The 18231-nt window shown below is 59.3% G+C and carries 15 protein-coding genes and 1 pseudogene; 7 read left to right on the top strand and 9 right to left on the bottom strand.

What is annotated here, in order from left to right; translation table 11 throughout:
• Positions 1–9 precede the first annotated feature (9 nt).
• Positions 10–1338 carry a UDP-glucose dehydrogenase family protein gene (locus tag WMP97_RS09210; protein ID WP_340440358.1) on the top strand — a complete coding sequence of 443 codons (1329 nt, stop codon included), beginning with the start codon at positions 10–12 and terminating at the stop codon, positions 1336–1338.
• 67 nt (positions 1339–1405) lie between these two features.
• On the opposite strand, the gene WMP97_RS09205 is transcribed toward WMP97_RS09210, so the two are convergent.
• The 5 genes from WMP97_RS09205 to WMP97_RS09185 form a co-directional block, all read right to left on the bottom strand.
• Positions 1406–2569, bottom strand: a complete 1164-nt coding sequence (locus WMP97_RS09205) for a YibE/F family protein (protein ID WP_340440402.1) — start codon at positions 2567–2569, stop codon at positions 1406–1408.
• A gap of 149 nt (positions 2570–2718) precedes the next feature.
• The gene (locus WMP97_RS09200) at positions 2719–3948 is read right to left on the bottom strand and encodes a pyridoxal phosphate-dependent aminotransferase (protein WP_340440357.1); all 1230 of its coding nucleotides are present in this window, start codon (positions 3946–3948) and stop codon (positions 2719–2721) included.
• Positions 3949–4003: 55 nt separating this feature from the next.
• Positions 4004–4606 carry a DUF1707 domain-containing protein gene (locus WMP97_RS09195; RefSeq protein ID WP_340440401.1) on the bottom strand — a complete coding sequence of 201 codons (603 nt, stop codon included), beginning with the start codon at positions 4604–4606 and terminating at the stop codon, positions 4004–4006.
• 96 nt (positions 4607–4702) lie between these two features.
• Positions 4703–5977, bottom strand: a complete 1275-nt coding sequence (locus WMP97_RS09190) for a cation:proton antiporter (protein ID WP_316327421.1) — start codon at positions 5975–5977, stop codon at positions 4703–4705.
• 34 nt (positions 5978–6011) lie between these two features.
• Positions 6012–8771, bottom strand: a complete 2760-nt coding sequence (locus tag WMP97_RS09185) for a (Fe-S)-binding protein (protein ID WP_340440356.1) — start codon at positions 8769–8771, stop codon at positions 6012–6014.
• Positions 8772–9022: 251 nt separating this feature from the next.
• Here WMP97_RS09185 and WMP97_RS09180 point away from each other — a divergent pair, with 251 nt between their 5' ends.
• Genes WMP97_RS09180 through WMP97_RS09170 form a run of 3 tightly spaced genes read left to right on the top strand, consistent with a single transcriptional unit; the run spans position 9023 to position 10645 of the window.
• On the top strand, positions 9023–9601 hold the full coding sequence (locus WMP97_RS09180) for a DUF6230 family protein (protein WP_340440355.1): 579 nt from the start codon (positions 9023–9025) through the stop codon (positions 9599–9601).
• Positions 9591–10055, top strand: coding sequence for a DUF6114 domain-containing protein (locus WMP97_RS09175; protein ID WP_340440354.1), 465 nt, complete (start codon positions 9591–9593; stop codon positions 10053–10055). The genes WMP97_RS09180 and WMP97_RS09175 overlap by 11 nt, the downstream gene beginning before the upstream one ends.
• The gene (locus WMP97_RS09170; protein WP_340440353.1) at positions 10052–10645 is read left to right on the top strand and encodes a hypothetical protein; all 594 of its coding nucleotides are present in this window, start codon (positions 10052–10054) and stop codon (positions 10643–10645) included. Before WMP97_RS09175 ends, WMP97_RS09170 begins: the two co-directional genes overlap by 4 nt.
• A 36-nt stretch (positions 10646–10681) precedes the next feature.
• Here WMP97_RS09170 and WMP97_RS09165 read toward each other — a convergent pair whose 3' ends face one another.
• From WMP97_RS09165 to WMP97_RS09155, 3 genes are all read right to left on the bottom strand, one after another.
• Complete coding sequence (locus tag WMP97_RS09165) at positions 10682–12565, bottom strand: ABC transporter ATP-binding protein (RefSeq protein WP_340440400.1); 1884 nt, start codon at positions 12563–12565, stop codon at positions 10682–10684.
• Between the two features lie 53 nt (positions 12566–12618).
• Entirely contained in the window at positions 12619–14361 is a 1743-nt protein-coding gene (locus WMP97_RS09160) for an ABC transporter ATP-binding protein (RefSeq protein ID WP_340440352.1), read from the bottom strand.
• Positions 14362–14446: 85 nt separating this feature from the next.
• Positions 14447–14866 (bottom strand): methylenetetrahydrofolate--tRNA-(uracil-5-)-methyltransferase, encoded by a 420-nt coding sequence (locus WMP97_RS09155; RefSeq protein ID WP_200288571.1) that lies wholly within the window; start codon positions 14864–14866, stop codon positions 14447–14449.
• A gap of 173 nt (positions 14867–15039) precedes the next feature.
• Here WMP97_RS09155 and WMP97_RS09150 point away from each other — a divergent pair.
• From WMP97_RS09150 to WMP97_RS09140, 3 genes and pseudogenes are all read left to right on the top strand, one after another.
• Positions 15040–15825 (top strand): annotated as a pseudogene (locus WMP97_RS09150) (phosphoadenylyl-sulfate reductase).
• Positions 15825–16724, top strand: a complete 900-nt coding sequence (gene cysD / locus WMP97_RS09145; protein WP_340440351.1) for a sulfate adenylyltransferase subunit CysD — start codon at positions 15825–15827, stop codon at positions 16722–16724. Before WMP97_RS09150 ends, cysD begins: the two are co-directional and overlap by 1 nt.
• Complete coding sequence (locus WMP97_RS09140) at positions 16724–18007, top strand: sulfate adenylyltransferase subunit 1 (RefSeq protein WP_301733030.1); 1284 nt, start codon at positions 16724–16726, stop codon at positions 18005–18007. Before cysD ends, WMP97_RS09140 begins: the two co-directional genes overlap by 1 nt.
• On the opposite strand, the gene WMP97_RS09135 is transcribed toward WMP97_RS09140, so the two are convergent.
• The gene (locus tag WMP97_RS09135) at positions 18004–18192 is read right to left on the bottom strand and encodes a hypothetical protein (protein ID WP_301733029.1); all 189 of its coding nucleotides are present in this window, start codon (positions 18190–18192) and stop codon (positions 18004–18006) included. The two genes, WMP97_RS09140 and WMP97_RS09135, sit on opposite strands and share 4 nt — an antisense overlap.
• Positions 18193–18231 lie beyond the last annotated feature (39 nt).

The raw sequence follows: 18231 nt of genomic DNA, 5'->3' as shown, positions 1-18231 counted from the left end.
TAAGGCCTTATGCGTATGTCTGTAATCGGCACCGGATACCTGGGTGCAACCCATGCTGCGTGCATGGCCGAGCTCGGCCATGAAGTACTAGGCGTGGACGTAGATGAAAATAAGATTTCCGCTCTCAAATCGGGCCAGGTTCCATTCTATGAACCGGGCCTGCCGGAGGTTCTCGAGCGCAATATCGAGGCCGGACGCCTCGATTTCAGCACGGACTACGAAGAAGCAGCCGAGTTCGGCAATCTGCACTTTTTGGGCGTCGGAACTCCGCAGCGCCGTGGTTCCTACGCGGCGGATATGACCTACGTTAAGTCCGTTATTACGGACTTGGTGCCCAAGCTCAAGGGCGATCACATCATCTTCGGTAAATCTACCGTCCCGGTCGGCACCGCCGCGGAACTCCAGGAACTAGCCAATGAGCTTGCCCCAGAAGGCGCCACCGTGGAAATTGCCTGGAACCCGGAGTTCCTGCGCGAGGGCTATGCCGTCAAGGACACCATCACCCCAGACCGCATCGTGCTCGGCGTTGGTGAAACCAACAATGAAAGTCGAGCTGAAGAGGTCGCGCGTGAAGTCTATGCCCAGCCGCTCTCGCAAGACACCCCATTTATTGTCACGGACTGGCAGACCGCGGAGCTGGTCAAAGTCTCCGCTAACGCATTTCTAGCCACCAAGATTTCCTTTATCAACGCAGTCTCCGAAATCTGCGAGATTGCGGGCGCGGACGTGACCGCGCTTGCCGACGCCATTGGGCTCGACGAACGCATCGGCCGCAAGTTCTTAGGCGCCGGTCTCGGCTTTGGTGGCGGTTGCTTGCCCAAGGATATTCGCGCCTTCATGGCCCGCGCCGGCGAACTTGGCGCCGACCAGGCGCTGACCTTCCTGCGCGAGGTAGACGCTATCAATATGCGCCGCCGCGACCGCGTGGTAGACCTTGCCAAGGAAGCCTTTAATGGCTCTCTGCTTGGCCACCGCGTGACTGTGCTGGGCTGTGCGTTTAAGCCCAATTCCGATGACGTGCGCGATTCGCCCGCCCTTGCCGTGGCTGGTTCCTTGTCCTTGGCTGGTGCGGCAGTGACCGTCTATGACCCAGAAGGTATGGACAACGCCAAGAAGGTATTCCCTACTCTGGATTACGCCGCAAACACCGATGACGCCCTGCGCGAGGCCGAGCTGGTGATTCTTGCTACCGAATGGAAGCAATTCAAGGAATTGGATCCGCAGCAGGCGGGCCAGCTCGTGGACAATAAACACATTATCGACGGCCGCAATGTGCTGCCTGTCGCCGATTGGCAGCAGGCAGGGTGGAAGGTTGAGGCCTTGGGCCGCACCCTCTAGGCGGATTCGGACAGGCTAAAAGTAGAGGCTGAGCAGCGTCGATGCTGGCTCAGCCTTCTGCTTAGGCTTAAGCTTTTGTACGCTTTGGCACCGTGAAAGCCGCAATGGCTGTGGTGATGGGAACCGCGAGGGTCAATGCCATCGCGCCCACTCCGGAACGCAGCAGTTCCGTTGCGACGAGATCGCTGCTCAGAATCTGGCCGGCAGGGCGTTCTGCTGCGGTAATCAGCATGAGCAGCGGCAAGGTCGCGCCGGTATAAGTGAGAATCAACGTATAGACCATGGAGGCAATATGGTCGCGGCCCACCTTCATTGCGGAGAGGAAAAGCTGTGTAGGGCGGGCATCAGGATCCGCTTCGTGGAGTTCCGTGATGGTAGATGCTTGGGCCACGGCGGCGTCGGCAAGGCTGCCCAAGGCGCCAACTACAAAGCCACACAAGAGCACGCCCACGATGGATACATTAGGCATATAAAGAAGTAGCTTGAGGTTGTCCTCAGAACTGTAGCCTTGTAGCTGCGAACCATCGATAGTGGCCCATGCCAGCACCGCTGCGAGAATGAGAGCGGTGAGGGAACCACCCACCGCCGATGCCGATTTCCAATTCATGCCGTGGACGAGAGGAACGGCCAGCAGAATGATGGCAGAGCAGGCGACAAGGGCGGACCACAGGGGATTATGGGCGTCGATAAGAGCGGGGACGAGGAACGCAAAGATCACGCCTAGGCTGAGCGCCAAGCCGATAAGGGCGCGCACGCCATGCCACGCCGCAAAAGCGATAATGACGACGGCGACGATAACCGCCCACAGAGCTAGGCTTCCGGTGCGCTGATAATCAGCAAAAGCATAGGACACAGCACCGGAAGGGTCATCTGCCTTAGAAAGAACAATTTTATCGCCCGGTTTAAGCTGCGGATCGCCGGCATTTCCGTAGGTGACCAGTTGGGTCATGCGTCCTTCGTCCTCGCCGGAGGTGATATTGACTAAGGCGCGGTCGCACTGCACTTCCTCAGACCCAGGAATGAGCGGCGGTGTATCGAAGGCCTGCCCAGTAAGTTCCGATTGGCAAGCCGAGTGGTCTGTCGTGTCGACCGTGCCCTCGACCTGTGGGTGGTTGAGGGCGTAGGTTTGCTGAAAATCGGTGGAGGTGTGCTCGCTGGCCGGGCTAGTAGGCCACAGCAATGCCATGCCCGCAATGGTGGCTATAAGAGCTATGACGAGCACGCCGAGCAAGGCTAAGCGCCAAGGATGGTGAGCTATCGAAGTAGAGAGCCGACCCCATGAACGAGGGGTCGGTTGAGGTTTAGGTGCCGCAGAATGTCTTCCCATGCACCATATTGTTATGGATTATCAATATTATTAGCAACTTGCGGGGAAGAAAGCTACTGCTTATAGCTCACCAGGAAGTTGCCAAGGCGCTCAATGGCGTTTTCGATCTGGGATGCCCACGGCAGCGTGACTACGCGGAAGTGATCTGGGTTCGGCCAGTTGAAGCCGGTTCCCTGCACCATGAGGATCTTTTCCGCCTTCAAAATATCCAGCATGAGCTTGGCATCATCATGGATTTCATACACATTCGGATCCAGGCGCGGGAAGAGGTAGAGCGAGCCCATGGGTTTTACCACGGAAACGCCGGGAATCTCATTGAGCTTCTCATAGGCGATATTGCGCTGGCGCAAAAGACGCCCGCCGGTACCGGTGAGCTCAAAGATGGACTGCCGGCCACCCAACGCCACCTGGATAGCGTGCTGCGCCGGTACGTTCGGGCACAGGCGAGTTCCGGCCAGAAGCTCAAGGCCTTCGATGAAGCCACGGGCGTGGTGCTTAGGGCCTGTAAGTACCATCCAGCCGGCGCGGTAGCCACACACGCGATAGGCCTTGGATAAGCCATTAAACGTGATGGTGAGAAGGTCAGGGGCTAGCGAAGCGATGGAGATGTGCTGCGCGCCGTCATAAAGAATGCGGTCATAGATCTCATCGGCCAAGATGAGCAGGTTATGCTCGCGGGCGATGCTGACAATCTTCTGCAGTACTTCGCGCGAGTAGACCGCACCCGTTGGGTTATTCGGGTTAATGACCACGATGGCTTTGGTCTTATCCGTAATCTTGGACTCGATGTCCTCGATGGATGGATTCCAATCATCCTCCTCATCACACAAGTAGTGCACTGGGGTACCACCTGCCAGGGACGTAGCCGCAGTCCACAATGGATAATCCGGTGCCGGGATGAGAACCTCATCGCCGTTATTAAGCAGCGCTTGGGTGGTCATGCTGATGAGCTCGGAGACGCCATTGCCCAAGAAGACATCGTTGATGTCGAAGGGTGGGAAATCCTCCAGCTCGTAGCGGGTAACGATGGATCGGCGGGCAGGAATGATTCCCTTGGAGGTGGAATAGCCCTGGGAAGTAGGCAGGGCGGCGATCATATCGCGCATGATGACATCGGGTGCTTCGAAGCCGAAGACGGCCGGGTTACCGGTGTTGAGTTTCAAGATGGTGTGGCCATCGAGCTCCATGCGTTCCGCTTCCGCAGAGACCTCGCCGCGGATGTCATACGCGACGCCCTTGAGTTTGTCGGATTGGTCAAAGATGCGGTGTTTGGGAGAAGTCATGGGAATATTGTGCCACGATTCACAGCTTCACAAAATGCTTCAACACCGGCGATGACTATTTTTTATTCCACTCGCTGAATTTCCGCTTGGCCAGATCCATGGCTTGGCCGGTGATTTCGCCAGCTTGCATACGGCGATCGGCCCACATCTTTTCCTCGATCATTTTTTGCTGCGCGCGCTCATGCGCCGTGAGAGCGCGAATTTCACGCAACTGCTGCCGCTCAATCTGGCGCACGGATGGGGCGTGCCACGAGGAGGGGCCGACCTTGGCGACGTAGAGCATGATCCACAAAATTGGAATGAGGGCGGCTGCCACCGCGCCCCCGAGTAGAAGCCATGGGTTGCTCATGGTAGCGCTCAAGAAGATCAGAGTGGGGCTTGCTACTGCAAGCACCACAGAGCCGGAAAGGGCAGTGGCAAACTTTGGTTTCTTTCCTGCATTATGGGCGCGCGTGACTTCTCCCCGAGAATAAATCTTGACCTCGTGGGAACCACGCGCCGGAATATCTTGGAAGACGGGCACGAGGTCTTGGTGGGTGCTAGCGCGCATGACATCGTCCGAGCGGTCCTCGAACTCCTCCATGGTTAACCGGCCTTCACCCACGGCGCGGGCGAGGTCATTGATGGCATCGTTGCGCTCGGAATCGGACAGGCGCAAAGTCCGATTGACTGGGGAAGAACCAAAGTTATTACTCACAATTTCCAGTCTAGGAAAATTCTGCCCTTCCAGGGACGTGCTCTCAGCGAACGCAGCCTATAGGTCCTTGGATTCAGCGTCAGGGATCTTCTCGTCCTTCTTTTCTTGCTGGTTTCCGCCTACCAGGCTGGCCAAGAAGGGGAAGATGGCGACGGTAAGCGCTCCACCGGAGACGAAGATCGAGGCATTCTCGGCCTCCATGATTCCGGAATTGACCGCCAGGGACGTTACCGCCACGATGATCGGCAGACCGGTAGCGGAATACAAACCTACTTGGAGGCGCTCGCGGAAGGTTTCAATATCAGATCCGGTATGCCCAACATTTTCGCGCAAGAAGACGGGCAGGCCACGCGTCACCAAGATGAGAGCCGGAATGCCCAGTACCTTCCACGGATTATGAGCGATGGTATCCCAGCTAATGCTCATGCCAGAGACCACAAAGAAGACCGGAATAAGCATCGAATAAAACACCACATCGAGGCGGTGCTCTAGGCGGCGGTGGAACTCATCCGGGATAATGCGGTTCAAGATGATGCCGGCAGCAAAGGCACCGAGCACAATATCGAGTTCAAAGACTGCGGTAACGGCCATAAGAATGGCCAGAATAAGGATGATAAGACGCAGAATCGTTTGGTTGGTTGAACCCGCACCAGAGATAAAGGCGGTCTTTACCCAAGGGATCGTTGATGCGATAGCCGCCGGCATGATGGCGACAGCAACGGCGATGATGATGAAGAACAACAAAATGATCATCGTCGTCAGCGTGGAACGAGTACCCAGCAATAGTGCCATTGCGGTAATGGGGGCGACCTCACCAATGGCACCGTGAATCATCACAGAGTTGCCCACCTTGGTTCCCAGAATGCGGTCCTGCTTTAGCATCGGCGTGAGCGTGCCCAGCGCTGTTGAAGTCAGTGCCAAGGCGACCACGATGGCACCGGGCACGTTATCTACTAGGAAGTAGGCGCCCACTCCACAGGCGAGGGCACAGATTGCCCAAGTGGATAGTGCCGTTCCGGCTTCCTTGGTTTTGAGGGTGGAGATTTGAATTTCAAAGCCCGCGAGGAGAAACAACGCTCCCACGCCAAGCTCCTTGAGCATTTCGATGCCTTCGTCCTCGGCGGCTAGGTCAAGCACCGAAGGGCCAATAATCATGCCGAAAATCAGCAAGAGGGCTACCGATGGAAGACGGTGGCCTAACATATAGGAGACCAGCGGCGCCAGCAGGGCCGCGGCCATGATCCAAGCGAAGGAGACGAGGGAGTGTGTATTTTCGGTCGCGCCTGCCGCCAGCAGCAGGGCATCGGTGGGGAGTCCCGCATTAAAATGCATGGACTACAGCGTACGCACCCATGCCCCTGCGCGCCTACTCAGATTCAGGCGGCTGTGGCGCGCTTTCCGACGCCGGCGGTGCCGGAGCCGCCGGTGGTGCTGGCGGGGCAGCCTGTGGGGGCTTCGGGGCCGCAGGCGGCGTCGGTGCCGACGGAGCAGAAGGTGCACTTGGTGCAGGCGCAGCAGGTGCCGCGGGCGCAGCGGGTGCGGCCGGTGCTGCGGGTGCGCTAGGTGGAGTTGGAGCGTTTGGTGCCGCGGGCGCTGCGGGAGCTGCCGGTGCTTGGGGAGCTTGCGGTGCAGCTGGCGTTGTCGGTGCTGATGGAGCAGACGGTGCAATTGGCGCAGGCGCAGCCGGTGCCGCAGGCGCAGCGGGGGCGGCCGGTGCCGCAGGTGCGCTTGGTGGTGTTGGAGCGGCTGGTGCTTTCGGTGCAGGTGCTGCTGGGGCACTCGGTGGGGTAGGCGTGGTCGGTGCTGCGGGAGCTGCCGGTGCTTGGGGAGCTTGCGGTGCAGCTGGAGGCGTTGGCGCTGATGGAGTAGAAGGTGCACTTGGCGCAGGCGCAGCCGGTGCCGCAGGAGCGGCGGGCGCACTTGGTGCCGAGGGTGCCGCGGGTGCGCTTGGGGCTGTCGGGGCCGAGGCGGAGGGGGCGGGAGCGTTAGGAGCGTCGGAAGTGGGGGCGTCGGCAAGCGGGGCATTATTGGTGCCGGTGGACTTCTGGTGGCGCACCGGAGTGGCAAGGAAGGCCTTGGGGTGGGGCTCTGGCAGGGTGCCGGCCTCATCGAGGGAAATAGAATTGCGCAGCATAACTGCCACGTCATTGACCTTGGTGGTGGGGGTGGAATCCTGCGCCAAGGACTTCACGCCGCCGGTCATCATGACATTACAGAAGGGGCAGCCGGTGGCGATTTCTTCTGCACCGGTCTCCAGAGCTTGTTCGGTGCGGAAGTCATTGATGCGGGTACCAAGCTTTTCTTCCATGAACATGCGGGCACCGCCGGCGCCACAGCAGAAGGCTTCGTCGCGGTTCTTGTCCATCTCACGCAGTTCCACGCCGGTGGCCTCGAGTAGTTCGCGTGGGGGATCGAAGACTTTGTTGTGGCGACCGAGGAAGCAAGGGTCGTGGTAGGTAATCGGCTTGCGGTTCTCCGGCGTGCGCGGCACCGGCTTGAGCAGGCCTTCGCGTACCAGGCGGTTGAGCAGCTGGGTGTGGTGGAAGACGTCGAAATGCCCGTCAAAGTCTGGGTACTCGTTGCGGATGGTGTTAAAGCAGTGCGGGCAAGTGGTGATGATCTTGCGCTGGCCCTCCGGTACGCCGTCAAAGGCATTGTTGAGGGTTTCTACGTTTTGCTGCGCCATCATCTGGAAGAGGAACTCGTTGCCAGCGCGGCGTGCGGGATCGCCCGTACAGGTCTCGCCGGTGGAGAGGACACCAAACTTCACGCCCGCGGTGTGCAGCAGGTCTACGACCGCACGGGTGGTGCGGCGGCCATCGTCATCATAGGCGCCAGCGCAGCCCACCCAGAGCAGGTATTCCATATCGGAGAAATCGGCCTCGTCCTCACCGATGATGGGCACGTCGATGCCATCGGCGCGGGCCTCATCGATCCAGGCGCGGCGCTCAGAATTATTCCGGCCCCACGGGTTGCCCTTGTTTTCCATGTTTTTGAATAGGCCGGTGAGCTCGGAAGGAAAGTCCGATTCCGCGAGCACCTTAAAGCGGCGCAGGTCCGCGATGTGGTCGATGTGCTCAATATCGGTAGGACACTGATCCACGCACGCACCACAGTTGGTACAAGACCACAGCACATCATCGTCGATAACGCCGGCCATGGACAGTACATCCAGGCCCTCGTGCGGGTTGTAGTTATCCAGTGCGCCCTGGCGCAGGTCCATCATGAGCTTTTTGGGGCTCAGTGGCTTCTCGGTATTCCAGGCAGGGCATAGCTCCTGGCAGCGACCACACTCGGTACATGAAGTGGAATCCAGTAGCATCTTCCAGCTGCCTGGCGTGATGTCCTCTTCCAAATCCGGGGTGGGCAAGGACTGCAGTGCCTTTTCACCGGTGGCATTGCGTTGGAAGAAAATATTGAAAAAGCTGGTGAAGCGGTGCCACATGACGCCCCACTGGAAATTGCGGGAGATAAAGACGATAAACAGCATGCCGGACAGCAGCTTGAACAGGGCGAAGAAGCTCACCAGGGCCGGGGATTCGGGAAAGAGCTTGGCCAAGTGGATGCTCAAGAAATCCGCCCAGGCGGAACCGCCGCCGTAGGTGGCGATCTTGGTGGACTTCACCAAGATCATGCCGAGGCCCTCGGAAAAGACGATGAACTCTACCCAGCGTGCGGAGGCGGTCTGGGAGTTGAAGAAGCGGCTGCCACGCTCGGTATCGCCGAGCTTGAGGCGCACACCGATGAGGAAGCCAATGCCGAGCACCGTCGCGATGCCCAAGACTTCTTCCACAAAGTGGTAGACCGGCCAGTGGCTGAGCCACGGCCAGCCCTTATTCGGTGCGAAGGTTTGGATATAGGCCTCGAACCACACCAGGATGCCGAAAAGGAAGCCCACCATCACCAGCCAGTGGGCGGCATTGACCAGAGGTTTTCCCTTGAAATGGGAGTGGCCAAAGACCTCTGCAATCACGCGCCATAAACGCTTGCCTATATTATCGGTGCGTTTGAGCTGGGTAGGCCCGCCCGAGCGGATGAACTTGAAGAGGGCCCATACGCGGGTGAAAAAGTACAACCACACCGGAATCGATGCGGCTATAGCGATCCAACCGAACACGGTGGTCATGCGTGCTCCTTTAAAACTGATGCTCCACGTTTCTCTCTACCTTAAAGCCTAGGGCTGGAAATCAGAGAGTCTGCATTCAGTGCGGTATTTCGGCAGGGTGGGCGGTACACTATCAATTTGAGAAACTCGGCCGTCATATTCTTTTTAAACGTGCTGTACACGGCGGCGGGGTATAGCCAGTGCCGGTGGCCGCAGCAGGGCCCAAGCTGGCAAGAAGTGGACCTAGACCGCCGCAGAAAGGGCAACCCGCCATGGGCAGAACGAATATCACCAAGGCCGCGGTGGCCTTGACCGCAGGCCTTGCCGCCTTTGGCGTTACCGGATTTGCCGTGGCGCAAGGTGGTTTAACCGCAAACCTGGCCCTTTCCGGTAGCTTTTTCAAGATCACCATGGGGCACTTGGATGGAGAAGGCTTTTCGCTTTTTGTTGATGATGATCAAAAGGGCGAAGAACACCTTCCCGTCGCGCGCATCAAGCTGGACCATGCCAAGGTCTCTGATCTCTGCCTTTCCGTGACGGTTCCCAAGGTGCCCGGCGTTGGTGGAGAGGCCACCCTAGCTTTGAAGGCCGAGGGTGAGGGCAGCGTGGAATCCGATAGCCTGCTGGTCGGCGCGACCGACGTGGATGGTTCCTTGGTCATGCAGGATGTCAACGTGGGCATCGATGCGAATCAGCTCAGCGATACCGCCGATCCCGGCGCGTGGGGCCTGTACTCGAAGCAAGTCTCCCTCAAGGCTGATGATGTGAAGGCCACCTCCGTGGGCGCGCAGCGCCTTTCTGCCAAGAATGTGGGAGTGACGGTGAGGAGGGGGTCCGATAATGGCTGCTGAGTCCAGCACGGAAGAAACACAGACCCTCCCGGCAGCCGAGGCATCGGGCGCGGAATCCAAGCCTAGTGCTTGGCAGCGCTTTCGCCGCTGGCGTACCGAGCGGCCGTTTATCCCCGGATTATTGCTCATCCTATCCGGCATCATCATTGCCGCGCCGGCCTATATCACCATCCATATTTCTGACCTTTTGGTCATGATCTCCACTATTTCTGGCGTATCTACGCTGCTTATTGGCGTGTTGCTGGCTATGTTTGGGCTTGGTGCGTGGTTCCAGCCGGCAACCTCGAATTATGTCGGAGTGCTAGGCATCATCGTGGCCATTATCGCCTTGCCGACGTCCAATTTGGGTGGCTTCATTATCGGCTCCCTGCTCGGCATTATTGGCGGGGCTTTTACCTTTGCCTGGCAACCAGGGGAGAAGAAGCGCCGCGCCAAGGAAGCAGCTGAACAATGATGAGGGCGATGCCGCGGGCGGCACGCAGCTGTTTAGCCGTGCTGACCTGTGTTTTGGTGGTCGCTGGTGTGAGTGGTTCCGAGCGGGGCAATGCGCAAAACGCCCCGGCGGTTCCATACTTCAGTACCGTCTTCGCGGATAAGGTGACGCTGAAGAAAAATGTCACCGTTTCTTTGGGCACTTTCCCTACTGCCAGTGGCGATGTGCGGGTATTGGAGCTAAAGGGCGAAAACCTCGACATCGATAACCTGGGGATTACGTTGCCCGGCCGCTATGGCGATGGCATGCTCACCACGGGTGGGGATACTACCGCGGTACGCGGGGGACCGGTGACCATCATGGCTACCGGGCTCAAAGCCACCCCGGCGGTAGGGGATGTTTCTGCACCTTCCGCAGAAATCGATTTGAGCCGCGACGATATCAAGGCCGTGCTGGATAAGCTCGGTGTCCCAGAGCCACACCCCGTCCCCGATGCACAGGTGCCAGACGTTGTCATGGACCATATCGAGCTGCGCGATGTCACCCTTGAGCTGGTGAACCTCACCGGCGCTCATTTCACTGCGCCGACGGTATCTGTGGGGCTGGGATAGCTCTTCGCCGGGGATGGAAAAGAACGCTCAGGTGGCCTATCCCTGCGCGAACTGGGACTGATGCAGGCGCCAATACGCGCCCTGGGCCGCAAGGAGATCATCGTGCGAGCCCTGTTCAACGATGGTGCCGTTTTCCATGACGAGGATGAGGTCAGCATCGCGAATGGTGGACAAGCGGTGGGCAATGACAAAGGAAGTGCGATCTGCGCGCAGTGCGTTCATCGCTTCTTGGACGAGTACCTCAGTGCGGGTATCGACCGAAGAGGTGGCTTCGTCGAGAATGAGCAGCGCGGGCTGGGCCAAAAACGCGCGGGCAATGGTGATGAGCTGGCGCTCGCCGGCCGAGATGGCGCCGCCGTCTTGATCGATAATGGTGTCATAACCATCGGGCAGGGCGTGCACGAAGCGGTCAACATAAGTTGCCTTTGCAGCGGCGATGACCTCTTCGTCCGTTGCGTCCAAGCGGCCGTAGCGGATGTTTTCCATGATCGATCCCTTGAAGAGGACAGCATCCTGGAGCACCATGCCCACCTGGGAGCGCAGCGTCTGGCGGGGCATGCGGGCGATATCGTGCCCGTCAATGAGAATCTGACCGGCGTCTAATTCATAAAAGCGCATCAGCAGGTTGACCAGGGTAGTCTTGCCTGCGCCGGTGGGGCCGACAATGGCCGCGGTCTGGCCGGGCTCCACGCGCAGGTTGAGGCCGGTGATAAGTTCCTTATCCTCCGAGTAGGAGAAATCAACGTCTTGGAATTCAACGAGACCCTGGGCGCGGCCGGGGAGATCCTCGTCGGTGGTGTCAGGGGCTTGTTCTTCGGCGTCGAGAAGCTCAAAGACGCGTTCGGCCGAGGCTACGCCGGATTGGACCTGCTGCATCATGCCACCAAGCTGGCCCAGCGGCTGGTTGAACTCGCGAGAATACTGGATGAAAGCAGTGGCTGCGCCCAAAGTCATGTGGCCATTAGCCACGCGCAGGCCACCCAAGACCGCGATGGCAACGTAGGACAGATAGGACAGGAACTGCATGATTGGCATCATGCTGCCGGAGAGGAATTGTGCTTTTGCCGCGGAGCGGTAAAGCTCTTCGTTGCGTTTATCAAATTCCTCCGTCATTGCTTCTGTGCGGCCGAAGACGATGGCAAGGTCATGGCCGGAGAAGGATTCCTCTACCTGGCCATTGAGCTGTCCGGTAGAGCGCCATTGCGTTTTGAATTGGCGCTGTGAGCGGCCGCCGATGACCCCGATGACTAGTGCGGTAAGCGGCAGAGCTAGGAGAGCAACCAGTGCGAGCTGCCAGGAAACACTAAACATCATGATGGTGATGCCAATGACCAAAAGCGCGTTATAAAACAGTTGCGAGAGTGCTTGCTGCAGGGCCTGCTGTACGTTGTCGATGTCATTAGTGGTGCGCGAGAGGATATCGCCGCGTTGCTGGGAATCAAAGTAGTTCAGCGGCAGCGTGTTCACCTTCGCTTCAACGCGCTCACGCAGGTCAAATACGGTATCCATGCTCACTTTGTTGAGAATGGCCCCCTGCCACCATTGGAAGCCGGAAGAGACGATATACATTGCGATAACGGCAATGATGAGCGTACCCAAGCGGTGAAAGTCAATGCCTTCGCCCGGGATGAAATCCATGGCGGAGGCCATGTCTGCGAAGCGGTCCTGTCCTTGCGCACGCATGCCATCGATAGCTTGTTGGGCGGTTATATCGGCGGGAAGGTTACGGGAGATAACTCCGGCGAAGATGACATCCATGGCCTTGCCCATGACCTTGGGTGCCACAACTGCCAAAAAGATACAGACAATATTCATCGCTGCTACGGCCCACAGGCGACGCTTGTATGGGGCAAGCAAGGAAAAGAGGCGCTTGATGGAGGGCCAAAAATTCTTGGCTTGGCGCGGAGCAGATTCGCCCATGGGGCCGGTGGAGTGCTCCGTGGACTCGGCGGTGGAGGCGGTATTTTCAGCCACTAGTTTTCGCCTCCTGCGGCAGCGGCGGTTTCTTGGGAATCAACAATTTCTTGGTAAACGGCGCAACGCCCAAGGAGCTCCTCGTGCGTGCCGCGGTCAACAATGCGGCCGGCATCCAGTACCAGGATCTGGTCGGCATCGCGAATGGATGCCACACGCTGGGCGACGATAATACTGGTCACCGGTTGCTCACGCTTAGCGAAGGAAGCCTGCATTGCGGCGCGCACCTTGGCATCGGTAGCCACGTCCAGCGCGGAAAAGGAATCATCAAAAAGATAGACCAGCGGGCGGGCGACCAACATGCGCGCGATGGAAAGGCGTTGGCGCTGGCCGCCGGAGACATTGGTGCCACCTTGAGCGATAGGCATCTCTAGATCCTCCACGAAATCCGCCTGGGCTACGCGCAGCGACTCCCAGAGCTCCTCATCGGTGGCTTCGGGGCGGCCAAGGCGCAGGTTCGAGGCCACCGTCCCACTAAACAGGTAGGCCTTTTGCGGGACTAGGGACACGCGCTGGACGATGTCCTGGCGAGCCAGAGAGGTGGTAGGGGTGGCGTCGATAAGCACCTGGCCTTCCGTCGGAACGTATAGGCGCGGGATCAGGGAAATGAGGGTGGTTTTGCCCGAGCCGGTCGAACCGATGATGGCCGTGGTAATTCCGGGCTGCGCGGTAAAAGAAATATCCTCTAGCACCGGTGCCTCTGCGCCGCTATAGGAAAAGCTGACATTGCGAAATTCCACCGTACCGGCGGAAGTCTCCGGCGTTGTCGTGGACTCCGGTGGGGTAATGGACGGCTCATGGTTGAGAACTTCAGTGATGCGGCGGGCACAAATGATGGCGCGCGGAAGCATCATCGCCATGAATGTTCCCATCATTACCGCAGCGAGAATTTGGAGCAGATATTGCAAGAATGCGGTGAGGGATCCGACATTGACCAATCCCTCGTCTACGCGATGGCCACCAAACCACAGCACCGCGCCCGTGGCCACGTTGAGGATCACCGTAATGAGCGGGAACATCACCACGAAAAGGCGGCCAATGTTCAGGGACAGGCGGGTAATTTCCTTATTGGCTTGGGTAAATCGCTCGGTTTCATAGGCCTCACGCACGAAGGCGCGCACCACGCGAATGCCGGTAATTTGCTCGCGCAGGGTGCCATTGATGGCATCCAGCTTGTCCTGCATGATGCGAAAGAGTGGCATGAGACGGGCAATGATGACGGAAATCGTGCCGAGCAATACTGCCACGGACACCCACACCAGCCAGGACAGCCCGGCGTCTTCGCGCATGGCCATGATGATGCCGCCGATGGACATGATAGGCGCGGTCACCATGAAGTTGAGCATCATCATATAGACCATTTGCACCTGCTGGATGTCATTGGTGCCACGGGTGATAAGCGTAGGCGTGCCAAAGCGGCTCATGTCCTCAGTAGATAGGGAATTAACGTGGCGAAAAACTTGGCTGCGTAAATCTCTGCCTACGCCCATGGCGGTGCGGCTGCCGCACCATACGGCGCCAATGGCGGTGATGACTTGGGCAAAAGCAACGGCAAGCATGATCCCACCGGTGTGCCAAATGAAATCCACATCGCCTTGGGCCACGCCTTCATCAATGATCTTGGCATTCAGCGATGGGAGGTACAGCGTGGCAGCTGTTGACAAGGCCTGCAGGACAAGTACCGCGATGAAATACGGCGTATACGGCGCCGACCGTGTAATGAGAATGCGAACCAGATCCATGGACTCGCGCCCCTTTCCTTGCCGTGGCTGGGTAGCCGTGCAAGTTTATATCTAGGGTGAGCGGGGCGCTAGTCTGAGTCTTCCTTTAAATCCCCACATGCGCCAGCTGGGCGCGGGTGATGACACTGTTCCAATCCTCGAAGTCTTCGAGGGGGGTGCACAAACCTTCCCAAGTGGTGACGGCCACGCCGCGGGCCTTGAGCTCGAGAATGAGCAGATCGCGGTCGCCAGCGGCAGAAAGGCGGTGGATTTCGTTATGGGTGATATCGCCGTCGGGCCCTACGCGCACGTTGCCGATGAGACGGAGCCGGGGAGTGGTGCCGGGGCCGCAGTGGGATCCTGAGACGGCGTCGGCAAGCACGCCCGCGAGGCCGGCAAAGCGTCGAAGTAGACCGAATGGTGCGGTACGTTGAGTAATGAGGTCCACACACATGCCAGCGCTGATAAGCTTTTCGGCGGTGGATAGGGCGGACGGCCCCTCCCCGATGATGGCTATACGCTGCATGGAAGTGCCTCCTTGGGTGGGGCGCAAATACCCCGCAATAGACTGTCTTGTCTGTAAATCTAGTCCGCTTGGTACGGATTGGAAACTTTTTATTCGCACCTCCCGCCAAGCTCAGCGGCTTTTCGCGCATAATCTCCTGCACCGCCTTGGGGTTTTGCCTAATGTGTGACGGCATGAACCCAACAACGAACCTGCTGGACGGTGGCAAGAACTACCGTGACCCCAGCATCTCCCCGGAAGGCACGCGGGATACCGCGCCGCTGGACGCCGAGGTAGCCGCGCGCAACCAGCAATTGGTAGACCAGTGGGCGGATAAGCTGCACGATGCCTCTGCCGAAACCATCACCGAATGGGCCGCCGAGCACGCTCCCGGCCGCCTTGCGGTGACCATGTCCATGGAAAATACGGTCTTGGCCGAGCTCGCCCACCGCGCCGGGCTCGATGCGGATCTGCTGTTCATCGATACCGGCTGGCACTTCCCGGAAACCCTCCAGGTGGCCGATGAGGTAGAAAAGCGTTATTCGGACCTGCCCCTAGTCCGGGTGATGCCGCTATTGAGCCCAGAAGAACAAGATGAGGTCTACGGCCCGCGCCTGTATGCCCGCGATACCGCGGCCTATAACCGCATGCGCAAGGTGGAACCGCTAAATATGGCGATGGACCCGTATGCCGGCTGGGTTACCGGCCTGCGCCGCGCCGATTCCGAGCACCGCGCCACCGCCCCGGCGCTGAGCTTGGATCGCACCGGCCGGTTGAAGATCTCGCCCATCATCACCTGGGATCTAGACGATACAGACCGCTATATCGAGGACAACGACCTCATCATCCACCCACTCACCCTGCAGTGATACCGCTCCATCGGCTGCGCCCCGCTGACCTTCCCAGTTGGCGAAGGCGAAGATGCCCGATCCGGGCGCGTATTTGCAGACGGCAAGACAGAATGCGGGTTACACGAATAATGAGCACACTTTCCCCACACCTCAAAGACCTTGAAAACGAGTCCATCCACATCCTGCGCGAGGTGGCCGGCCAATTCGACAAGGTAGGCATCCTCTTTTCGGGAGGCAAGGACTCCGTCGTTGTCTTCGAGCTGGCCCGCCGCGCCTTCGCTCCGGCCACGGTTCCGTTCGAGCTCCTCCACGTCGATACCGGGCATAACTTCCCCGAGGTTATTGATTTCCGCGACCGCCTCGTGGAAGAATCCGGTGCCCGCCTGCACGTCGCCCGCGTCCAGGATTGGATCGACCGCGGCGACCTCCAGGAGCGTCCCGATGGTACCCGCAACCCGCTGCAGTCCGTGCCGCTGGTAGAGACCATCGCCGAGCGCGAGTATGACGCCGTATGTGGTGGCGCCCGCCGCGATGAGGAGCGCGCCCGTGCCAAGGAGCGCATCTTCTCCATCCGCGATTCCTTTGGCGGCTGGGATCCTCGCCGCCAGCGCCCCGAGCTCTGGGATCTGTATAACGGCGGCAAAATGGCCGGCGAAAACGTTCGCGTATTCCCCATTTCCAACTGGACCGAGTCCGATATTTGGGAATACATCGGCGTCCGCGAACTGGAGCTGCCCTCCATTTACTACTCGCATGAGCGCGAGGTATTCAAGCGCAATGGTATGTGGCTAGCCCCTGGTGAGTGGGGCGGCCCGGCCGAGGGCGAGGAGCTGGAAACCCGCACCGTGCGCTACCGCACCGTGGGCGATATGTCCTGCACCGGCGCCGTGGAATCTACCGCGTCGACCCCGGATGAGGTGCTGGCGGAGATTTCCATTTCCACCCTTTCCGAGCGCGGCGCCACCCGCGCCGATGACAAACTCTCCGAGTCCGCTATGGAGGACCGCAAGAAGGAAGGCTACTTCTGATGACGACTACCCTCGCGCCGAATGTCGGCGCCCTCAAGCAGCGCGATACCCTGCGCCTGTGCACCGCCGGCTCCGTCGATGACGGCAAGTCCACCTTCGTCGGCCGCCTGCTCTATGACACCAAGTCCGTGCTCGCGGACCAGGTCGAGTCTATGGAGCGCACCTCCACTGACCGCGGTTTCGACGGCATGGACCTTTCCTTGCTTGTCGACGGCCTGCGGGCCGAGCGTGAGCAGGGAATTACCATCGACGTGGCTTATCGCTACTTCGCTACGGATAAGCGCACCTTTATCCTCGCCGATACCCCGGGGCACGTGCAGTACACCCGCAATACGGTCACCGGCATGTCTACCTCCCAGGTAGTGGTGCTTCTTATCGACGCCCGCCATGGCGTCGTCGAACAAACCCGCCGCCACCTCAACGTCGCCGCCCTCCTTGGTGTGCGCCACGTGGTCCTCGCGGTGAACAAGATTGACCTCGTGGACTATGACGAGCAGGTCTTTCGCGATATTGAGTCCGAGTTCAACCAGATCGCCGCGCGCTTAGACATCACCGATACCACCGTGGTGCCGATTTCCGCGCTCAAGGGCGATAACGTGGTTGAGCGTTCCTCTAATATGCCCTGGTATACCGGACCGACCGTCCTCGAGGTGCTCGAGACCGTCCCCGTGGCCACTGGCCGCGCCGATGAGCTGGATTTCCGTTTCCCCATCCAGTACGTCATCCGCGAGCACGCCTCCGATTACCGCGGTTATGCCGGACGCGTGAAGGCAGGCTCTATCTCCGTGGGCGATGAAGTCCACCTGCCCGAGGGCCGCACCAGCACCATCACCCAGATCGACACCGCCGACGGCCCCGCCGACTCCGCCGCCACCGGCGACTCCGTGACGCTCTTGCTTGCCGACGACATCGATCTCGCCCGCGGCGATCTCATCGCCGGGTCCCAACGCCCCGCGGCCACCCGCGAATTCGATGCCACAGTCGTTGGCCTGACCGAAAAGGACATCAAGCCCGGACAGATGCTCAAGCTGCGCTACGGATCCTCCCTGGTCAAAGCCCGCATCGCCGCCATCACTCGCACCCTGGACCTCGATGGCGTTTCCGATGTTGAGAACCCCGAGTCCGTCGCTATGAACGACATCGCCCACATCACCATCCAGACCCAAGCCGAGCTCCCCGTCGAGGACTACGCCGCCCGCGGCGCGGTGGGCAATTTCCTGCTCATCGACCAATCCTCCGGCAACACCCTCGCCGCCGGCTTCGTAGGCCACCGCCTGCGCTAGTCGTCCTGTGCGCCGCTGCTGCTTCTCTCACCGCGCATCATTATGATGCCCGTGACTCCGAGCAGTAGCGGCGTGGAGATACCGAACACCGTAGGCCCTACTACGGTTAAGTTCACGCTCAGCAGGACAACCGCCGCCACCAGAGCGAAAGCCCCGAACTTCTGCTGAAACGTCTTCTCGCTCATTCCTATCTCTCCTTCGGCTACGCTTTGGCCACGATAACC

This window comes from Corynebacterium sp. KPL4072 (genome assembly GCF_037908395.1).
Taxonomy (GTDB): domain Bacteria; phylum Actinomycetota; class Actinomycetes; order Mycobacteriales; family Mycobacteriaceae; genus Corynebacterium; species Corynebacterium kefirresidentii.
The sequence above is the reverse complement of the archived record's forward strand: the minus strand, read 5'-3'. Positions and strand labels throughout refer to the sequence as shown.